Consider the following 19,241-nt stretch of genomic DNA (forward strand, 5'->3'; position numbering starts at 1 on the left):
TGACGCAGCCAGTGCAGGCAACGATAGTTTGTGGCTTATCGGCAATAACCACCACGGTATTGCCAATGACAATCGGGCATGGTTTCCCGATTGTCAGGCGCAGTCTTACAGGGTTCCCTTACCGGCGGCAAACTGCGCATAGCCGCGCGCGCGCAGTTCGCAGGCGGGGCAGGTTCCACATCCGTAACCCCAGTCGTGCAGTGCCCCTCGCTCACCGAGGTAGCAGGTGTGCGTGCCGGCACGGATCAGGTCGACCAGCCCCTGGCCACCCAGTTGCTGCGCCAGCGTCCACGTCTGCGCCTTGTCCAGCCACATCAGCGGCGTTTCCAGTTTCAGGCGGGTCGCCATGCCCAGGTTCAGCGCCACTTGCAGCGCCTTCATCGTATCGTCGCGGCAATCCGGATAACCGGAGAAATCCGTTTCGCACATGCCGCCCACCAGCACGTTCAAGCCCCGGCGGTAGGCCAGGGTGGCGGCCGTCATCATGAACATCAGGTTACGGCCCGGAACGAACGTGTTCGGCAAGCCGTTTTCCTGCATGACGATTTCTATGTCTGCCGTCATGGCCGTGTGCGACAACTGGGAAATCAGGCCCAGGTCGATCATGTGGTCGTCGCCCAGGCGCGCCGCCCATTCCGGCTTGTGCGCGCGCATCTGCGCCAGCAATTGCGGACGCACTTCCAGTTCGATGGCATGGCGCTGGCCATAATCGAAGCCAATGGTTTCCACGCGTCCGTAACGCTCCAGCGCCCAGGCCAGGCAAGTGGTGGAATCCTGGCCGCCGCTGAATAACACCAGCGCCGCGTCAGTAGCAGTCATAATTAGTCCTTTATAAATCTTAGTCGAACGCCATCCAGGCAGGCGATCCGGTAACATGACCGGTGACCCATCGAGGCAGGATCACGAATTTTGGCACAACTCTCCATGACGGGCCATCGCGCCCCCGCTATATTGATCGCGCTGGCCGCCACGGCTGCCGCCGGCCTGCCCTTGCACGCGCTGGCGGAACAGGGATTTCAATACACGGTGCGCATTGCCGCGCCCGGCAAACTGGACGACCTGCTGCGGGAAAACCTCGACGTGGTGCGCTTCCGCGGCAATGCCCGCATGGACCGCGAACAGTTGCAGCGCATGGTGCGCGCCGCACCGGAACAGGTGAAGACGCTGGTCGCGACGGAGGGCTATTTCAGTCCCGTGGTCAGCGCCCGCATCGACGACGGCGGCGAACCGGTGGTCGTCATCGACGTGCAGCCGGGTGAGCCGGTGCGCGTCGACAGCGTGGACATCGTGCTGGAAGGATTTGCGCCGAATCCGCAATCGCCGTTCGACACGGCGGCATTGAAGGCGTCGTGGACGTTGCCGAAGGGCGACGTGTTCCGCCAGGAAGACTGGGAAAAGGCCAAGCGCGCGCTGTTGCGCCAAGTGGTGCAGACGCGCTACCCGCGCGCCGTGCTGACGGAAACGGAAGCGGCCGTCGACCCGGAGCGCCATGCGGCCACCCTGCGCATCGTGCTCGACAGCGGCCCGGAGTTGCGTTTCGGCGAACTGCGGGTGGAAGGCTTGAAGCGCTACCCGGCCTCCATCGTCGCCAACCTGAACCAGATCAAGCCGGGCGATTACTACAGCGAAGCGGCGCTGCAGGCGTACCAGACGCGCCTGCAGGACACCGGCTATTTCGCCAGCGTGGAAGTCAGCGCCGACCTGTCCGCCGTGCTGGACGAACAAATCGAGGCGGGCAAGGAGCAACAGGCGGGCGCGCCATCGCCAGCGGTGGCGACGACGGCGGCGCCACCCGTGCTGCCGCTGCTGGTGCGCGTGGTGGAAAACAAGCGCCGCAATGTCAGCGCCGGCCTGGGTTACAGCACCAACACGGGCAACCGGGCCCAGATTAACTACGATGACCTGGTGATCCACGGCTTGAAAATGAAGTCGGCGCTGACGCTGGAGACGAAAAAGCAGACCGCCAAGGCGGACTTTTACTTCCCCACCACGGCGGACGGCTACAACGACAGCTTCGGCGCGGCGTACGTGCGCAGCGATATCGAAGGCGAAGACACCCACACGTTTTCCATCACGGCCCGCCGCGCGTGGGGCACGCCGCTGCTGGAACGCAGCATCGCGGCGGAATTACTGACGGAACGCAAGGACGTGGACGGGTCCAAGGGCCGGCGCAGCACCAGTCTGCCCCTCACCTATTCCGTCACGCGCCGCAAGGTCGACAACCTGCTGTTCCCCACCAAGGGCCATGTGCTGAACTGGCAGTTGGGCGGCGCCCTGCTGGCGGAAGAACCGTTTGCCCGCGCCAGCGTCAAGGGCTTGTTTTACTTCCCGCTCGACGCGAAAAACATGGTGCTGCTGCGGGGCGAAGCGGGCGCCGTGCTGTCGAAACAAAAGGACGGGATACCGGCCACCTACCTGTTCCGCGCGGGCGGAGACCAGTCGGTGCGCGGGTATGCGTACCAGGAACTGGGCGTGGACGAAGGCACGGCCACCGTCGGCGGCCGCTACCTGGCCACGGCCAGCGCGGAGTACCAGTACTGGCTGCGGCCGGCGTGGGGCGCGGCCGTGTTTTATGACGCGGGCAATGCGGCCGACCAGTTGTCGGGACTGCATCCGAAATCCGGCTATGGCGTTGGCGTACGCTGGAAAAGCCCGGTCGGTCCGCTCAATGTCGATGCCGCCTATGGCCACGCCGTGAAAAAAGTACGGCTGCACTTCTCGCTGGGGATTTCGTTCTGATGGCCGATACCACGACTCCCGCCCCTACTCCGGTCCCACCGCGCCGCCGCTGGCTGCGCATCGTGCTGGCCGTGCTGGCGCTGCTGTTGGTGCTGCTGGGCGGCGCCGTCTGGCTGCTGGGACGCGAATCCACGTTGCAGCAAATCGTGCAGCGCGTGGCCAACAGCAGCGGCGGGCAGATCGCCGTCACCGGCGTCTCGGGTTCGCTGTATGGCCGCATGCACGTGGACCGCATCGTCCACAAGACGCCGGAATCGGTCCTGACCGTGCTGGACGTGACCATCGACTGGTCCCCCTGGCAGTACTTTTCCGAAGGCATCGCCATCAGTGAATTGCATGCGGCATCGGCCGTACAGCAAACGCTGAAGGTAAGCCCCCCCGCCACGCTGCCGGCCACCCTGGCGCCGCCGTTTCCCCTGTCGCTGGCCGACGCGCGGCTGGACAAGCTGACATTGGTGGGCATCGATGGCGGCAAGGTGCAGGTCGATGCGATCCGCTTCAAGCTGGAAGGCGGCCCGCAGATATGGAAGCTCTCCGGCGCCAGTGCTATGACGCCGCTGGGACGCGCCGACGCCAGCGGCACGGTCGGCGCGCAGCGGCCGTTTGCCGTGAACGCCCAGGCCAGCCTGACGCAGACCGGGGCCACTGCGGCATCGACGCCTGCACGGCTGGCGCTCGACGTGCGGGGCAACCTGTCGCTGCTGGAGATCGCGGCCACGGGCACGTCCAGCAACGCCAATGGCAGCGGCAAGCTGGCGCTGGCGCCGTTCGATCCCGTCATGCTGCACTCACTGGACATGCAGGCGCAGGGCGTCAATCCCGCCCGCTTCAACCCCGCATGGCCGCAGGCCGACCTGGCGCTGCGCCTGCAAGCGGCAATAGCGGCCAACCGCAACGTGCAAGGTGTGCTGGCGCTGGAAAACCGCGGCGCCAGCGGGCCGCTGGACCAGCAACGCATTCCGTTGCGCAGCGCGGGCGCGAAAATCGGCGGCACATTGACGGTGACGACGCTGGACGATGTGGTGCTGGATCTGGGCGCGGCGGGCCGTTTCGATGGCAACGGCCGCATCCAGCGCGCCGACGTCAGCGCCGGCATCGACGCCGCGACGCTGGCGCTGAAAACGTCGAAACTGGACTTGCATGGGCTGCACGGCGCCATCCAGCCGACCCGGGTGGCCGGTACCATCACCGTGGGCAGCACGGGCGCGCGCCAGACGGTAACGGTCAACCTGGCCGACGCCCTGTTGCGCGTCGATGCGCAAGCGGTGACGGACGGCGCGCAATTGCTGGTCAAGCAGGCGCGCATTGCCGCCGGCAAGGGCACGGTGGAAGCGACGCTGTCGGCCAGCCTCAAGGACAAGCAGCCCTTCACGGCCGGCGCCGCGATCAACCGCTTCGACCCGTCCCTGCTGGTGGCGGCGCCGAAAGCGGAATTGAATGGCAGCCTGCAGGCGCAGGGCACATTGGCGCCGCCATGGCAAATCGGTGCGGCATTCAAACTCGAGAACAGCCGCGTGCTGGGCCAGCCGCTGTCCGGCAATGGCAAGTTGCACGCAGACGCGCGCCATATCAGCAACCTCGATGCAAAACTCGCGCTGGGCCGCAATACGGCGGAATTGCGCGGCGCCTTCGGTTTGCCGGGCGAGCAATTGCAATGGACGGCGGATGCGCGCCAGTTGTCCGCCTTTGCCCCCGACCTGGCCGGCGCCGTGACCGCCAGCGGCGCCGTGACGGGTTCCTATGCCGCACCCCGTTCAACATTCGCGGTGGAAGCAAAAGGACTGACGCTGCCGTCGGCGCGGCATCCGGCGCAAGACAGTGTGCTGCGCGCCAGCGGCGACGCGGCGCTGGTCAAGGGCGGCGTGGAGTTGAAGGCGTCCGGCACGGCGCAGAAAATCGATCCGGCCGCCTTCGGCCCTTATGGGCTGGGCAATATCAACGGCAATTTCACCATCGGCTACAACAGCGGCCGCGCGGTGTTCGACGTCGCCTTGCTGCCATCGACGTACAGCGGCGCGCCGCTGGCGGGCTACGCCAAAGGCAGCGTGGAACCGGGACCGGCGCCGCGCATCGCGGGGATCGATGCGGACGTGAAACTGGGACCGAACAGCGTGCGTGTGCAAGGCGCGTTTGGCGCGGCACGCGACCGTCTCGACTGGAATATCGATGCGCCCCGGCTGGCCGTGCTGGGACCGGATTTTGGCGGCGCGGTGCGCGGCGCCGGCCTGTTGACAGGGACGCTGGCGCAACCCGCCGCGAACTTCAGCCTCGATGGTGCGGACTTGCGGCTGTTTGGCCGGCACCAGCTGAAATCCATCAAGGCATCGGCCAGCGTGGGCGCGGGCCAGGGTGGCATGGACCCCGTCACCAGCAATGTCACGCTGGCGGGCTTTGTGTCGCCCGGCCTGAGCCTGAACCAGGCGGCATTTTCGTCGAGCGGAACCCGGGCCGCCCACGTGCTGCAATTGTCCGCCGCCAATGCGGATTTCGATGCGCTGGTCAAAGTACGCGGCGGTTCGCAGGAGGGCGCGTGGAACGGCGTCATCGAGACCTTGCAAAACAAGGGACGCTTTGCGCTGTCGCTGCAGGCGCCGGCATCGCTGCGCCTTGCCGCGCCGCCGGGCAGCGGCATTGCCGGCCTGGCGCATCCGGAACAGCTGGCGTTGAGCGGCGCGGCACTGCGCTTCCCGGAAGGTGGCATGCGCATCGATTTGCTGGAAAAGAATGGCACGCGCTGGACTAGCCGCGGCGCCGCCACCGGCGTTCCCGCCAGCTACCTGGCGCAATTGTCCAGCGCATGGCGCGACAACATCGTCAGCGACCTGGCGCTGGGCGCGGCCTGGTCGCTGGACTTGCAACGCCCGGCCGGCGGCGCGCCGGCGCTGGAAGGCGAAGCGCGCATCTACCGCGAAAAGGGCGACCTGGTGGTGGTGGGTTCGGGCGACAAGCCGGTCACGCTGGGCTTGCGCAAGCTGGAGGCGCGCGCCAACGTGGCGGGCGGCGCGCTGCGCATGGCGGTGGAACTGGATGGTCTGCGCGCGGGACAAGCCCGCATCAACGCCACCACGCAACTGGTGGATGGCCGCATTGCCGGCGCCAGCCCGCTGACGTTCGACGGCAACGTCAACCTGGCGTCGATCGCGTGGCTGGCGCCGCTGGCCGGCATGCCCGGGCTGGAACTGGATGGAACCTTGCGTATCAATGCCACCGGCGGCGGCACGGTGGCCGATCCCGTGCTCAATGGCGACGCGGCCGGCGACAAGCTGGTGGTGAACTGGGCCGACCAGGGCATCAAGCTGCGCAATGGCCAGCTGCAAGCCAATTTCACGGGCGACAAGCTGCAATTGCAGCGCCTGACGTTTGACGGCGACCGCGGCACGGCCAGGGCCGATGGCTGGGTACGTTTTGCCGGCGGCGACGCCACCATGCAACTGGCGTTGACGGCGGAACAGCTGCAAGTGCTGTCGCGGCCGGACCGGACCATGGTGCTGAGCGGCCGGGCGGCGCTGGTGCGCGACCAGAAGCATTTCCAGCTGGACGGCAAACTGAAAGCGGAACGCGCCAACATCGAACTGGCGGCCGACAACGCGCCCACCATCAGCGACGACGTGGTGATCGTGGGCCGCAACAAGCCGGGCCAGGCCGCGCTGGCGGCGGCGCAGAAAGCGCTGCCGCTGAACGTCGACGTGGAAGCGGACCTGGGCGATGACTTCCGCCTGAGAGGCAAGGGCATCGATGCGCAACTGGCGGGCACGGTGCGGGTACGCATCCAGGACCGCCGCCCGCCGCGCGCGACCGGCAGCATCCGCGTCGTCAGCGGCACGTATGCGGCATATGGGCAAAAGCTGACCATCGACCGTGGTGTGCTGAATTTCACGGGTGCGTATGACAATCCCGGCTTGAATATCCTGGCCGTGCGCAAGCGCCCGGAAGGCGAGCAATTGACGGAAACGAATGTGGAAGCCGGCGTGGAAGTGCGGGGCACGGCGCTGGCGCCGCAAGCGAAACTGGTGTCGACGCCATCGGTGCCGGACAGTGAAAAACTCGCCTGGCTGGTGTTGGGCCATGGCCTGGCCGATGCGGGCGGCAATGAAATGGCGCTGCTGGGCACGGCGGCCGGCGCCTTGTTTGGCGGCAGCGGCAGCGGTATCGCGGGCAAGCTGGGGCTGGATGAACTGGGCTTTTCACAAGCCCAGAACGGCAGCCAGGCCAAGGGGCTGGAAAATACGGTCGTGACGGTCGGCAAGCGCTTGTCGTCGCGCGCCTACCTCAGCTTTGAACAGGGCGCGGGCAGCGCCACCAGCCTGGTGAAACTGCGCTACAAGCTGAACCCGCGCATCACGCTGCAACTGCAGACGGGCACCAACAATGCGCTGGACGTGCTGTACACGTGGGCGTTCGACTAAGCGGTAGCTGGGGCCGCGGCGTCAGCTGGGGTTGTGGTCCGGCACCGGTTCGTCCTGCGGCACAGGCGGCTCGGGATGGTGGTGCGGCTGGCCGGGCTGTGGTTCCGTATCCGGCTCATCCGCAGGCGCCGGATCGGGCGCGCGGTGCGCATGGATGGCAGGCGACGACAGTGCTGGTTCCATAATGGCCCTCCGAGGCAGATCATTCTGACAACATACCACACTCCCAGTCCGGTCACGCGTGCATTCGTGCGGGAAAAAAGTGCATCGCTGCACGCCTGACCCCACTGTGGTACTCTTTCCGGCGTTTTGGAACGGGCCAGCTAGCATGAAAAAGATCGCCGTGGTCGGCGCAGGCATTACCGGAGTGACGACAGCGTATGCGCTGTCGAAGCGGGGATTCGAGGTCACGCTGTATGACCGTCAGCGCTATGCGGCCATGGAAACGTCGTATGCAAATGGCGGCCAGTTGTCGGCGTCGAACGCCGAAGTGTGGAACCACTGGGCCACCGTCGCCAAAGGCGTCAAGTGGATGTTCACCCAGCAGGCGCCGTTCCTGGTCCACCCCGCCCCCACGTGGCACAAGTTATCCTGGTTCGCACAATTCCTGGCAGGCATTCCCCGCTACCGCGACAACACGGTTGCCACCGTGCGCATGGCGATTGCCGCGCGCGAGCACCTGTATGCGTGGGCGGAGGAAGAAGGTATCGCCTTCGACCTGCGCCGCCAGGGCATCCTGCACATTTACCGCGACAAACCCGGCTTCGAACGCGCCCGCGCCGTGACGCAAGTGCTGGCGCAAGGCGGACTGGAACGCCGCCCCGTATCGCCGGAAGAAATGCGCGCCATTGAACCGACGCTGCACGGCCAATACTACGGCGGCTTTTACACGCAAACCGATGCCACCGGCGATATCCATAAATTCACCACCGGCCTGGCGGCCGCCGCGCAGCGCCATGGCGCGGTCACCCGCTATGGCGCGCACGTGGCCGACGTGCGCACCGACGGCAACGGCGCCACCATCGCCTGCACCATCGACGGCCATACGACGCAGGAGCGCCATGACGCCGTCGTCATTTGCGCCGGGTCGTTCAGCCGCGCGCTGGCGGCCCGCCTCGGCGACCACGTCAATGTCTATCCCGTCAAAGGCTATTCCGTCACCGTGCAGCTGGACGATGCCGCCAGCCAGGCCGCCGCCCCGAACGCCAGCTTGCTGGACGACGCCACCAAGATCGTGTGCAGCCGCCTGGGCGCCGACCGTTTCCGCGTGGCCGGCACGGCGGAATTCGCCGGGTTCAACCGGGATATCCGCGCCGAGCGCATTGCGCCGCTGATGGACTGGATACACCAGTGTTTCCCGCACGTGGAAACGCGCCGCGTGATTCCATGGGCAGGCTTGCGCCCCGTGATGCCGGACATGATGCCGCGCGTCGGTCCGGGCCGTTCCCCGCGCGTGTTCTACAACACGGGCCATGGCCACCTGGGCTGGACCCTGTCCGCCGCCACGGCGGAGATGGTCGCGCAATCGGTGGCGCTGGCCGCGCGGCGGGCGTGAAGTAAAATCACGGCTTTCCTTCATAAGCTTCCGACCGTATGGATATCACGACCCTCGCCCTCCTGCTGATGATTCCGCTGCTGATGTGGCGCATTTATGCGCGGGTCAAGCAAATGCTGGCGCGGCAGCAATCGCTGATCTGGCGCCACTGGATGTCGGCCGTGTTCTTCCCCCTGTTCCTGGCGTGGATGGCGCTGACGATGGCCGATAACATCCTGGCCGTGTCCTGCCTGGGCGCCGGCGCGCTGGCGGGCGCCTGGGCAGGGCATTTTTCACTGCAAGGCACACGCTTCGAATGGTATGGCCCGCGCGTCTACTTCACGCCGAACATGCGCATTGCGCTGGTGGTGTTCTTGCTGTTCGCCGGCCGCATCGTCTACCGTGGCGTGGAAATCTACCTGGGCAACCATATGAGCGCGCAGGAATTGATGTCACAAAAAGATTTCGTGCAAAGCCCCGGCACGGTGCTGCCACTGGGACTGATGCTGGGCTATTGCGCTGCGTATTCGATCGGCATGATCCGCTGGCGCAAAGCCCATCCGGCCGATACCGGCCCGGAATTAACGTAATCACTGAGCGGATCACATCACGCTGGCCAGCGCCTCCCGCATGGCCGGATAACGGAAGGCAAAGCCGCTCGCCTGCAAGCGCCGCGGCGCCACTGCCTGCCCTTCGAGCAGCAAATCCGCCTGCTCCCCCAGCAGCAGCCGTACCGGCCAGCCCGGCGTCGGCATCCCGCCCGGCCGGCGCGCCACGCCGGCGGCAATGCGGCTGAATTCCCCCTGCGAGACGATGTCCGGCGCCGTGAAATTCCAGCCGCCGGCCACGTCAGCGCCCTCGCTGCCCTGACGCCACAGGTGCGCCATCCCCCGCACGATATCGTCCACGTGGATCCACGACAGCGCTTGCCGCCCGCCGCCCAGCGGTCCGCCCAACCCCAGCCGGATCGGCATCAGCATCATCGGCAAGGCGCCCTGCCGGCCCAGCACCAGGCCAAAACGCAGGCACGCCACCTGCACGCCATATTGCGCCGCCTGGCGCGCCGCCGCCTCCCATTCCTGGCACAACTGCGACATGAAGATGTCCTGCGGCGCGGCCGCCTCGTCCAGTTGCCTTGCATCGCCCTGCGGCTGGATGCCGTAATAGCCGATGGCCGAGGCATTGAGCAGCAGCTTCGGCTTGTGCTGGGCCCGCGCCATCCATGCCACCAGCCGCTGCGTCAATGCGATGCGGCTGGCGCGCAGCGCCGCTTTGCGTTGCGCGCTCCAGCGCCAGCCCAGGATGCGCGCACCGGCCAGGTTGATGACGACATCGATGCGCTCGGCCGGCGCCAGTTCATCCAGGTGCGCAATGCACCGCACCTTGCCGTCAAAGCGCCACGCCGCCTGCTTCACATGGCGCGTCAGCACCGTCACCGTGTGGCCGCCGCGCAGCAACGCTTGCACCACGTGGCCGCCGACAAAGCCCGTCGCTCCGGTCACCAGCACGTGCGCCGGCGGCAGGTCGAACACGGACGCCCCATCCTCCCGCGCGATACCGGCCAGCGAACGGGATGCCAGCGCATCGCGCACACCGGACAAGCCCACGCCGATACCGCACAGCGCAAGGAAGGCGCTGAGCCACCCATGCGTTTGCCACACCAGCGCGGTGGGCAACGAAAACCATTGCGGCGTGTTCAGGGCCAGCAGCGCGATAAACGCCCCGCCATTCATCGCCAGCACCGTGTGCGTGATGCGCTCAGTGGCGGGCAGCAGCCGCGTCCGGTCTTCCGTCACGAAGTCCCACAGGGTCAGCACGATTTCCACGCCAAACACGGCCAGCAGCGTCACCGCCCACCAGCCATGCCACGCAAAGCACGCCAGCCCGATGAACAGCACGCTGTAAATCGATGCCCGCACGGCATGAATCGCCAGCTCCTTGCGCGCGCCAGGCTGCTGCGGCAGCGCTTCCGTCAACTCGTGGTGGTAAATCGTGTCGAACGCGCCCAATATTCCCTGCGCGGCCATCAGTTGCAGTGCCAATACATGCGTGTTCATGCCGCCTCCCAGGTTGCCGCCCGCTCGCGGAATACGCCCGCCTGCACGAATGCCAGGCCAAACAGCCGATGGCGGATTTCAATACGGATATCGAACTGGTTGGGTCCATTGTTACGGTGGCACAGGTACGTCTTGCCCGGCGTGAGGATATCCGGCAGCGGGATGCGCCAGCCCAGCACATCCCAGAAATAGCCGTCGCTGGTGAAATGCAGGTTGCCATCCTGGACGTACAGCGTCAGCTTCATGCCCAGTCCCATGCCCACGTATTCCAGTACTTCGCCCTTCGCGCTTTCCGCCATGTAGGACGTGAAGCGGATCGGTTTGCGCCCCGCGATGCGATAAAGGCGCTGCTTGAAAATATGCGGGCAATCCGGTTTTGAATACACCTCGATATGCACCGGCACGCCGGTGGCATCATAGGGAATCAACGCGCCCTGGACCAGCGGCCCCGCCAGGTGGCCCAGCAGCTTGCCGAAGCGCGATGCGCGCAATTCGTCCAGCACGCCTTCGTACAGCAGCGGTTTGCCGGGTGCGGGGTTCTTGTCGAAGCGGCGCTGGATGTCGGGGTGCAACCGCGTCCATTCGCTGCCCAGGATTTTCTTGAATAACTCCCCTTCGGACGGAATCATGCGCCCCTCCGGTCCATCCGCCACAGCCACACCAGCGGCGGCAGCATGGTGGCGACAGCAAACAAGTCCAGCCATACATTGGCCAGCACACCCGCGCGCTGCGACAACAGCATGTCCTGCGGCGCCCACAACACGATGCCGGCAATCAGCCACGCCCACACGGCCGCGCTGCGCTGGCGGTGGCCGATCTGCACCAGCGCGAACATCCACAGGCCCACGCTTTGCATCGTGGGGCCGAACAGCGCCATCCACCACGCCTGCTGCGCATGCGCTTCGGTGGGAGCGGCGCCCGCCCAGAAGCCGGCGGCAATGCTGCGGTGGTAATCGTCGAGGAAAGGCATACCGGATAACCATGGCAGCAGCAAGCCCGCCAGCAGGTGCGCCAGCGCCGCGGCGTACAGCCAGTACACCAGCCAGCGACGCGCGGCGGGTTCAGTCACGTCAGTGGCAATCTTGGTCATGGCCGCTCCAGTCTGCACACGCCATCCTTGCACGGCGACGCCACCGTATAGCCCAGCCACCCGGAGATGCGATACCGGTGCAGCGCAAACTTGCGGTATAGCGCCGCCAGCACCGGCCGCAACGGTTTGCAACGCAACAGCACCACGCGCCAGCCCTGTCCCGCCAGCGTGTACGCGGCTTCGATGCAATCGACGCCCACCAGCAGGCGGCCATCGGCCGTCACGCCGTGCAATTCGCGGTCCAGCGCCGCCATCGTCACGCCCAGCGGCGCGGGATCGAAACCGCCGGCGCGGATATCGGTGAACGCCAGCGCGCCACGCCGGTTCCAGGCACGCAGTTGCGCCATCGAAGCGGCGCAGAACGGGCAAGCGCCGTCGTAATACAGGGTCAGTCCGGGCGTGTCCATGGTCACTCCTCCTTGTCGTCCGGCCCCAGGAAGCGGGCGACCTTGCCGCCCATTTTCAGCAGCTTCAGCATGGTGGCCGGGGGGATGTGCTTGTAGTCTTCGTAACTGGCGCCCAGCATTTCCATGAAGCCCAACACATCGTTCATGCGCTTGCGGGCGGCATCGTCGAGCGCCGCATCCGTTTCCGCCTCGATCGCGCATTCGCGCAGCACCGTCAGGGTCGGATCGATTTCACGCCGTTTGCGCTCTTCGACGATGACGCGGAAGATTTCCCACACGTCCTGCAACGCGACGAAATGGTCGCGCCGGTCGCCCATCACGTGGCTGACCTTGACCAGGCCCCAGCTCTGCAATTCCTTCAGGCTGTTGCTGACGTTGGAACGGGCCACGCCCAGGGTTTCCACGATGTCTTCCGCGTTCAGCGGCGTATTGGACAGGAACAGCAGCGCATGGATTTGCGCCACGGTGCGGTTCACGCCCCAGCGCGTTCCCATTTCGCCCCAGTGGAGGATGTACTTTTGCATGGTCGGGCTCAGTTGCATGAAACTTTCCTTTATTTCTGTCGTTACAGAAATTAAAGATCAAATGAGCGGCCATGTCAAGAAAACCCGTAAAAAAAGGCGCTGTCTGCAACTTTCGTGGAACTCTGCTTTTCGTTCCCGGTCCAAGCAATATCATCCCGGGACTGGAGACAGATCATGGAAACGCAGGCATTCGCATCGCTGTTGGCGCAACTGGCGTTACTGACTTCACGGCAATGCACCCAGCTGCAGGTCCGGCTGGGCCAGGCCGACGCCAGGCAGCACGTGGGCAGGCTGCTGGACCAGGCGGCGCAGGAAAAACTGTGCTGTCCGCGCTGCGCCGGCACCCGCTGGTACCGGCATGGCCGCGAAAGCGGCCTGCAGCGCTACCGCTGCCGCACGTGCGGCAAAACCTTCAATACGCTGACCGGCACGCCGCTGGCCAGGCTCCACTATAAGGAACGGTGGCTGGCCTACCTCGACGGCATGCTGGCGTCGCATTCGCTGCGCCATGCCGCCAGCCGCCTCGGCGTGCACCGCAATACCACGTTCCGCTGGCGCCACCGCTTCCTGGCGCTGCCCCGCACCGACCGCGCACCGCTGCTGCATGGCATTGCCGAGGCCGACGAAATGTTCTTGCTGGAGTCGCAGAAGGGATCGCGCCACCTGGACCGGCCGCCGCGCCGCCGGGGCGGGCACGCTCGCCGGCGCGGGATTTCACACGAACAGGTGTGCATCCTGGTGGCGCGCGACCGCAATGGCCGCACGCTCGACTTCGTCACCGGGCGCGGCGCGCTCACCCGCACCGCCCTGCACCAGTGCCTGCGGCCGGCGCTCGATCCCGACATCCTGCTGGTGACCGATGCCAACGCGGCCTACCGCGCCTTTGCCCGCGAGAGCGGGATCACCCATGAAGCGGTCAACCTGCGCGCCGGTGTGCGCACGCGCGGCGCGCTGCATGTCCAAAACGTCAACGCCTACCACAGCCGCTTCCGCGCCTGGCTGCACCGTTTCCACGGCGTCGCCACGCGTTACCTGCCGAATTACCTGGGCTGGCGCTGCATCCTTGATGCACATCGCATCGATACCGCCGAAAGTCTGCTCAAAGCGGCAATTGGACACTTTCCACGGTTTGCAGGGACATAGCCTAAAAAAAGCCAGGTCCGGTGCTACCCGGCCTGGCTTTTTAACGCGGCGTTCGCTTAGAACTTGTACGACACGCCTACGCTGAAGTTGTTCGAGTCGCTGCTCGGACGCTGCCACTCGGCGCGCACGGCCACCACTGGCGAGACGTCGAAGCTGGCGCCCACGCCGTACACGGCGGACGACGTCGAATCGCTGGCGCTGCGGCCGGCGTAGGAGGCATCGGCCGACAGGTGGTTGTAGCCGAGACGGCCAAACACCTTGACGCCGGAAGCGACCGGAATGGCGCCGATCACAGAGACAGCGGCTTGTTTGGTGTCGACGTCGGCGCCGAAGTACGTGAACTTGGCCAGGCGGCGGTAGCCCGCTTCCACGGCGAAGTTGTCGTTGAATTGGTAGCCGGCGAAGCCGCCGAAGCTGGTTTTACGGCCGCTCAGGTCGTCCAGTTTGGTCGAACCCACGTCCAGGCCGGCGTAAACGCCCGCTGGTTCAGCAGCGAAAGTCGAGGTGGCCAGAACTGCCAGGGCAGCGGCGGCGGCGATTTTTTTGATCATTGCATGTATTCCTTGGTGATGGCACTGACGACGTCCGTTAGTGCCGGGCGGCAATGATATCAAAAAAATAATAGTTGGTCAAATTGAATGATTGCACATGGGATATTTGCGCCCGCATATAAATTTTTGCATCGCATGCGGTAGTCCGTGCCGGCGGCACGCTGCGTCATGGACACTCGGCCGGCGTGGGACCGGTTGGCGGGGAATACCAGGCCACGCGGTTGCGGCCCGCTTTCTTGGCGACGTACATGGCGGCGTCCGCGCGTTTCAGCAGGATGTCCGGATCGTGGCCATCCTGCGCATAGACCGCCACGCCGATGCTGCAGGTGATGCAGAATGGTTCACTCGCCAGCATCAGCGGCAACGCCAGCACTTCCTGGATCTTGGCCAGCATGCCGTCCACCAGCCCTCGCAAGCCGGCGGGAGGGTCCGGCGTCTGGTGCAGCGTGGCCAGGACGAATTCATCGCCGCCCAGCCGGGCCAGCGTATCGGATTTGCGCACGCAACCGCCCATGCGGTCCGCCACGGTTTTCAGCATCAGGTCGCCGGCCTCGTGGCCAAACGTATCGTTGACGTACTTCAGGCGGTCGAGGTCGATGAACGCCACCACCAGTTGCGTGCCGTTGCGTTCACACATGGAAATCGACTGCGCCAGCCGCTCCATCAGCGCGCGCCGGTTCGGCAAGCCGGTCAGCGCATCGCGCGTGGCCAGCAGCGCCATGTGTTCTTCGTTGCGGCGCGCTTCGCTGATGTCCCGGATGGTAAAGACGAAATGGGTGGCGCTGCCGGTGCGGTCGCGCACGACGGCAAGCCGGGTGTCGCTCCAGAATGCTTCGCCGTCCTTGCGCAAGCTGCGCAGCACGGCCCGGCCTTCGTGCTGCCGTTGCAGCGCATCGCGCAAACCATCGCCCCCTTCGGCTGCGGATTCGTCGTCCAGCAGCGCGTCGACGCCGCGCTGCTGCGCTTCTTCCTGCGTAAAGCCGGTAATGCGCTCGAACGCGGGATTCACATACAGCACCGGCATGCCGGGCGTGCAGCCGGCAATGGCGATGCCGTCCGCGCTCAATTCAATCGCGCGGTTGCGCAGCCGCACCGCTTCCAGCGCATCGATACGTTGCGTGATGTCCCGCGAAATGCCGACGATGCCCTGCGGCGTGCCGGCGGCATCGTAAAACGGAAATTTCGTGGTGGAGAACCAACGCCGCACGCCATTCCGGTTGATATTTTCCTCGACCTGGTCGATCAGCGGTTGGCCCGATTGCAGGATGTTCTGTTCATCGGTGAAGAAGCACTGGCCACAATCGAGGGGATAGAGTTCCAGGTCCGACTTGCCGACCAGCTCTTGCGGCGACGCCACGCCGATGTCGCGCGCGGCCGCATCGTTAGCGATAATGAAACGCCCGCTGCGGTCTTTCACGTAAATGTGATCGGGCATGTTGTCGATCAGCGTGCGCAGCAGGCCACGCTCGCCGGCCAAGTGCTCGTCCAGCGCAACGCGCTCATCGAGCTCCTGCCGCAGCACCTCGTTCTGGCGGCGCAATTCAGCCGCTTCGGCACGGCTGGCGGCAAGCTGCCGCTGGATGTCGGCCAGAGACTCTTCCACTGTCTGCCTCCATACGGTTAGCGTAGGGGCCACACTGGTTCGCGACGACGGCCCCGCTTTCAGCTTACCACGCCGTCAGCGGGACGCGAAAGGCTATCATGCAGCAACCTTATCGCCACTGCGCCGTTGCAGCACGAAGATCGGCTGCGCCCACTGCGTGTCTTTTTTCTTCTTGCTGGTGATCAGCGTCAGCTCGGAAGGGTCGTACACGTCCGTGTTGTGCGTCAGCGGCGTCGTCATCAGGTACTGCGCGTCGGTGTTCTTCAGGAATTCGCCGACCAGCTGGATGTTACGGATATCCAGGTGGGCAAACGGTTCGTCGATGAACACGAAGCCGCCGGAACCGTCTTCCGATTTCAGCAGGCCGATCAGCAGCACCAGCGATTTCATCACCTGCTGGCCGCCGGACGCTTCGCCGTCGTTCATGCCGATCGGGCCTTTGCCGTCAAACTTGAAACGCACGTGCAGGCCGGCCTGCGCCAGCAGCAAATCGTCGTTTTCCAGCTTGACGGGATCGGTCGTCACGTCGATGTTGGCCAGCTCGCCCAGTTCCTTGATGTTCTTGCTATATTGCTTGATCGTGTAACGCAGCCGCTCGATGTAGGCGCCACGGGCATTGGTGGTCGCTTCGATCGCGCGGTTGTTCTGGTAGCGGCGCTCGTCGGTTTCATCCGCGCGCACTTTCAACTGCTCGTTCAGGCGCGTGTACTGGTCGATCACGGTGGCGTCCAGTTCCCAGTCGCCGCGCGCCAGGCTGTTTTCCAGGCTGTGGATACGCAGCGCCACCTGGTGCGTGTTCTGGTGTTCCTGCACCAGGCGCGCACGGCGCGACGGACGGCGCCAGCCGGACGGCAAGTGCTTCCACTGGCGCCGCAACGCCAGCAGCGCTTTCGCATGGTCGGAGCGCTGGTCCAGCACCTTCTTGTGGTTCATGCGCAGCCCCGCCTCCAGTTCGGACAGGTTGAAGCGCGCGTTTTGCCACGTGGTGTCGGCGCGGGTGCGCGCCACCGTGGCATCCTTGATCAAGCCTTGCAGTTCGCCCAGACGGGCGCCGACTTCCAGGCGCTCCGAGCGCAGCGGCACCGCGCTGTGCGCCGCCTCGTCGAATTCCGCCATGCGGGCCGTCAGTTCCTTGGCAGCATCCACGCCGGCCAGGCGCGCGCGCAGGGCCGATACTTCCGACGCCAGTTTGCTGATCGCCAGCGTATAGCCGTCTTCCTGCGCTTCCAGGTTCGGGATGCCTTTCAGCAGCGCTTCCATACGCTGGGTCCGGCCCGCGGAACCAAAGCGGTAGCGCGACGCTTCCACGAACAGCGAGCGGCCGCCACGGCGTTCCTTGTGGTACGCGTCGGGCGTTATCCACTCTTCCACATTGCCCATGCGCGCGCCCTCTTCCACCGAGTCCACGCGGGTAATGCGCATCAATTGTTCGATCAGCCAGCCCGGCGCCTTGTCCGTGAAGCGCACCACCGACATCAGGCTGTCGCCCTTGGTTTCCGGCGCCGTGATCAAGTCCGGCACGATGAAGTGGCGATAGCGCTCCTTCTCCGCCAGGCGGTATGCCGCCGCCGCGTCGGACGGCTTGTCCAGCAACACCACAGACGCATAGCCGCCCAACACACCCTCCACGGCGCCCTGCCAGCGCGGGTCCGTCACTTCGACGATATCGGACAGCATCGCGTGGCCGATATGGGCATCGTTCAGGGCGCGGCGCATGGCGCGCACATTGTCCGGCTCCGGCATCGCGGTCTTGCCTTGCAGCGCGGCGATGGTGGCCTTGTCGGCGGCAATGCGCGTCGTCACGGCTTCGCGGGCGGCCTTTTGCCTGGCCAGTTCCGCTTCCTTGGTTTCCAGCTGCGCGGACACTTCCGCAATGTCGGCGCCGGCATCGGCCGCCAGCTTTTGCAGGCGGGCCTTTTGTTCCAGCAGGCTGTCCAGCGGCTTCAGTTTCGCATTGAGCGCGGCCAGCTTGCTTTGCAGCGCCGTCGATTCCTGTTCCAGCACGGTTTCATGCTGCTGCGCTTCCTGCAGCATGTTGACCTGGATCGCCAGTTGCGAACGCTTGTCGGCCAGTTGCTGGTCGGCCTGCAACAGCGGCTTGCGCGCTTCGCGCAACTGGCGGCTGGTGTTGGCCGCTTTTTCGCGCGCCTCGTGGTATTCCAGGTTCGGCAGGATTTCTTCCTGCAGGTTGCGGCGTTCCTGGTTCAACGCTTCCCACTGGTGGTAATTGGCCACGCGCAGGCGCAAGCCTTCCAGGTTGGTTTTCGACCCTTCCAGTTCCGCTTCGAAGCGTTTCAGCTCCTGTTCCGTGTCGCGCTGGTGGCGTTTGGCTTCATCGTAGGCGTCCAGCACTTCCTTGTCGCCGAACACGGAAAACACCAGGTCCAGCAACTGGCGCGGCGCATATTCGCACAGCTTGTCCGTCTCGCCCTGCTCCAGCGCCAGCACTTTCGCCATGGCCGGCGACAGGCCCGCCGCCGCCAGGCGTTTGCGGTAGGTTTCCACGCCCAGCCAGTCGGTGGCGTCGGTGACTTCTTCGATCTGCACATTCCCCGGGCGCATCAGGTACTGGCGCTTCCAGTCGCCGCCGTTTTTCTGCACCTGGCAGAACAGCGTCACTTCATCTTCGGCAAAGAAACCGGAGCTGCGGAACGGGCGGTTCGACAGCTGGCGGCCCATCGGGCTGTTGTCGACCACGGAGCGGATCCAGGCGGTCTGCTGGCCGGAGTGGCGCGCGTAGTGCTTGTAGGTACGCCCCATCGAGCAATCGAGACCGAACAGCGTACGCATGGCGTCCAGCAAGGTGGTCTTGCCGGAACCGTTCTGACCCGCGATGGTGATGATTTTCGCGTCGAGGGGAATATTCTTGATGCGCTGCCAGTAATCCCAGTGAACCAGCTCCAGCGATTTGATATGAAACATTGCTTAATTCCGCTTGAATTGTTCGAACGGCCAGGCCGGGTTGACGCCAGGCGGCAGCTCGTCGTCTTTCTGTTCTTTCGAGGCTTTAGGGGCCTTGGGTTCCTTTGGCGCCTTGGCCGGCTTGGCGGTGGGCGCTGGTTCCGACTCGGTAGCTGGCGCGGCTGCGGCTGGCGCAGCGTCGACCGCAGTTTCAGCCTCTACCACTGGAGCGGCTTCAGCCACCGGGGCAGCTTCTACCACCGGTTCGGCCTCGGGCTCCGGAGCG

15 protein-coding genes are annotated in these 19,241 nt (G+C 65.3%); 5 read left to right on the top strand and 10 right to left on the bottom strand.

The window, feature by feature from the left end; genetic code table 11:
• Positions 1–105: 105 nt before the first annotated feature.
• On the bottom strand, positions 106–819 hold the full coding sequence (gene queC / locus GJ700_RS14445) for a 7-cyano-7-deazaguanine synthase QueC (protein ID WP_154374953.1): 714 nt from the start codon (positions 817–819) through the stop codon (positions 106–108).
• Between the two features lie 90 nt (positions 820–909).
• Here queC and GJ700_RS14450 point away from each other — a divergent pair, with 90 nt between their 5' ends.
• Together GJ700_RS14450 and GJ700_RS14455 are read left to right on the top strand one after the other, a co-directional pair.
• The gene (locus GJ700_RS14450; RefSeq protein ID WP_308700679.1) at positions 910–2,739 is read left to right on the top strand and encodes an autotransporter assembly complex protein TamA; all 1,830 of its coding nucleotides are present in this window, start codon (positions 910–912) and stop codon (positions 2,737–2,739) included.
• A complete protein-coding gene (locus GJ700_RS14455) occupies positions 2,739–7,145 on the top strand; it encodes a translocation/assembly module TamB domain-containing protein (protein WP_154374955.1) in 4,407 nt (1,468 codons plus the stop codon). The genes GJ700_RS14450 and GJ700_RS14455 overlap by 1 nt, the downstream gene beginning before the upstream one ends.
• Positions 7,146–7,166: 21 nt before the next feature.
• On the opposite strand, the gene GJ700_RS35000 is transcribed toward GJ700_RS14455, so the two are convergent.
• Positions 7,167–7,328: a hypothetical protein gene (locus tag GJ700_RS35000; protein WP_195763904.1), complete on the bottom strand. Its 162-nt coding sequence runs from the start codon at positions 7,326–7,328 to the stop codon at positions 7,167–7,169.
• A gap of 145 nt (positions 7,329–7,473) precedes the next feature.
• Between GJ700_RS35000 and GJ700_RS14460 the strand changes: the two genes are divergently transcribed.
• Both GJ700_RS14460 and GJ700_RS14465 read left to right on the top strand, forming a co-directional pair.
• The gene (locus GJ700_RS14460) at positions 7,474–8,700 is read left to right on the top strand and encodes a D-amino acid dehydrogenase (protein ID WP_154374957.1); all 1,227 of its coding nucleotides are present in this window, start codon (positions 7,474–7,476) and stop codon (positions 8,698–8,700) included.
• 38 nt (positions 8,701–8,738) lie between these two features.
• Positions 8,739–9,269 (top strand): CcdC protein domain-containing protein, encoded by a 531-nt coding sequence (locus GJ700_RS14465; protein ID WP_154374959.1) that lies wholly within the window; start codon positions 8,739–8,741, stop codon positions 9,267–9,269.
• Between the two features lie 12 nt (positions 9,270–9,281).
• On the opposite strand, the gene GJ700_RS14470 is transcribed toward GJ700_RS14465, so the two are convergent.
• From GJ700_RS14470 to GJ700_RS14485, 5 genes are read right to left on the bottom strand one after another with little or no spacing between them, the layout of a single operon-like run.
• Entirely contained in the window at positions 9,282–10,736 is a 1,455-nt protein-coding gene (locus GJ700_RS14470) for a TIGR01777 family oxidoreductase (protein WP_154374961.1), read from the bottom strand.
• Positions 10,733–11,365, bottom strand: coding sequence for a DUF4166 domain-containing protein (locus tag GJ700_RS14475; RefSeq protein WP_154374963.1), 633 nt, complete (start codon positions 11,363–11,365; stop codon positions 10,733–10,735). The genes GJ700_RS14470 and GJ700_RS14475 overlap by 4 nt, the downstream gene beginning before the upstream one ends.
• The gene (locus GJ700_RS35470) at positions 11,362–11,826 is read right to left on the bottom strand and encodes a cell division protein (RefSeq protein ID WP_229507007.1); all 465 of its coding nucleotides are present in this window, start codon (positions 11,824–11,826) and stop codon (positions 11,362–11,364) included. The genes GJ700_RS14475 and GJ700_RS35470 overlap by 4 nt, the downstream gene beginning before the upstream one ends.
• Positions 11,823–12,233 carry a thiol-disulfide oxidoreductase DCC family protein gene (locus GJ700_RS35475; RefSeq protein ID WP_229507008.1) on the bottom strand — a complete coding sequence of 137 codons (411 nt, stop codon included), beginning with the start codon at positions 12,231–12,233 and terminating at the stop codon, positions 11,823–11,825. The genes GJ700_RS35470 and GJ700_RS35475 overlap by 4 nt, the downstream gene beginning before the upstream one ends.
• A gap of 2 nt (positions 12,234–12,235) precedes the next feature.
• Positions 12,236–12,775, bottom strand: a complete 540-nt coding sequence (locus tag GJ700_RS14485) for a GbsR/MarR family transcriptional regulator (protein WP_154374967.1) — start codon at positions 12,773–12,775, stop codon at positions 12,236–12,238.
• A 156-nt stretch (positions 12,776–12,931) separates the two neighbouring features.
• Between GJ700_RS14485 and GJ700_RS14490 the strand changes: the two genes are divergently transcribed.
• Positions 12,932–13,900 (top strand): IS1595 family transposase, encoded by a 969-nt coding sequence (locus GJ700_RS14490; RefSeq protein ID WP_154374969.1) that lies wholly within the window; start codon positions 12,932–12,934, stop codon positions 13,898–13,900.
• A 56-nt stretch (positions 13,901–13,956) separates the two neighbouring features.
• On the opposite strand, the gene GJ700_RS14495 is transcribed toward GJ700_RS14490, so the two are convergent.
• The 3 genes from GJ700_RS14495 to GJ700_RS14505 form a co-directional block, all read right to left on the bottom strand.
• Positions 13,957–14,451: a porin family protein gene (locus GJ700_RS14495; protein ID WP_154374971.1), complete on the bottom strand. Its 495-nt coding sequence runs from the start codon at positions 14,449–14,451 to the stop codon at positions 13,957–13,959.
• Between the two features lie 166 nt (positions 14,452–14,617).
• Positions 14,618–16,054, bottom strand: coding sequence for a diguanylate cyclase domain-containing protein (locus tag GJ700_RS14500; RefSeq protein WP_154374973.1), 1,437 nt, complete (start codon positions 16,052–16,054; stop codon positions 14,618–14,620).
• A 96-nt stretch (positions 16,055–16,150) separates the two neighbouring features.
• On the bottom strand, positions 16,151–18,976 hold the full coding sequence (locus tag GJ700_RS14505; protein ID WP_154374975.1) for an ATP-binding protein: 2,826 nt from the start codon (positions 18,974–18,976) through the stop codon (positions 16,151–16,153).
• Between the last annotated feature and the right edge of the window lie 265 nt (positions 18,977–19,241).

It is taken from the genome of Pseudoduganella rivuli (assembly GCF_009674485.1).
GTDB lineage: Bacteria > Pseudomonadota > Gammaproteobacteria > Burkholderiales > Burkholderiaceae_D > Rugamonas > Rugamonas rivuli_B.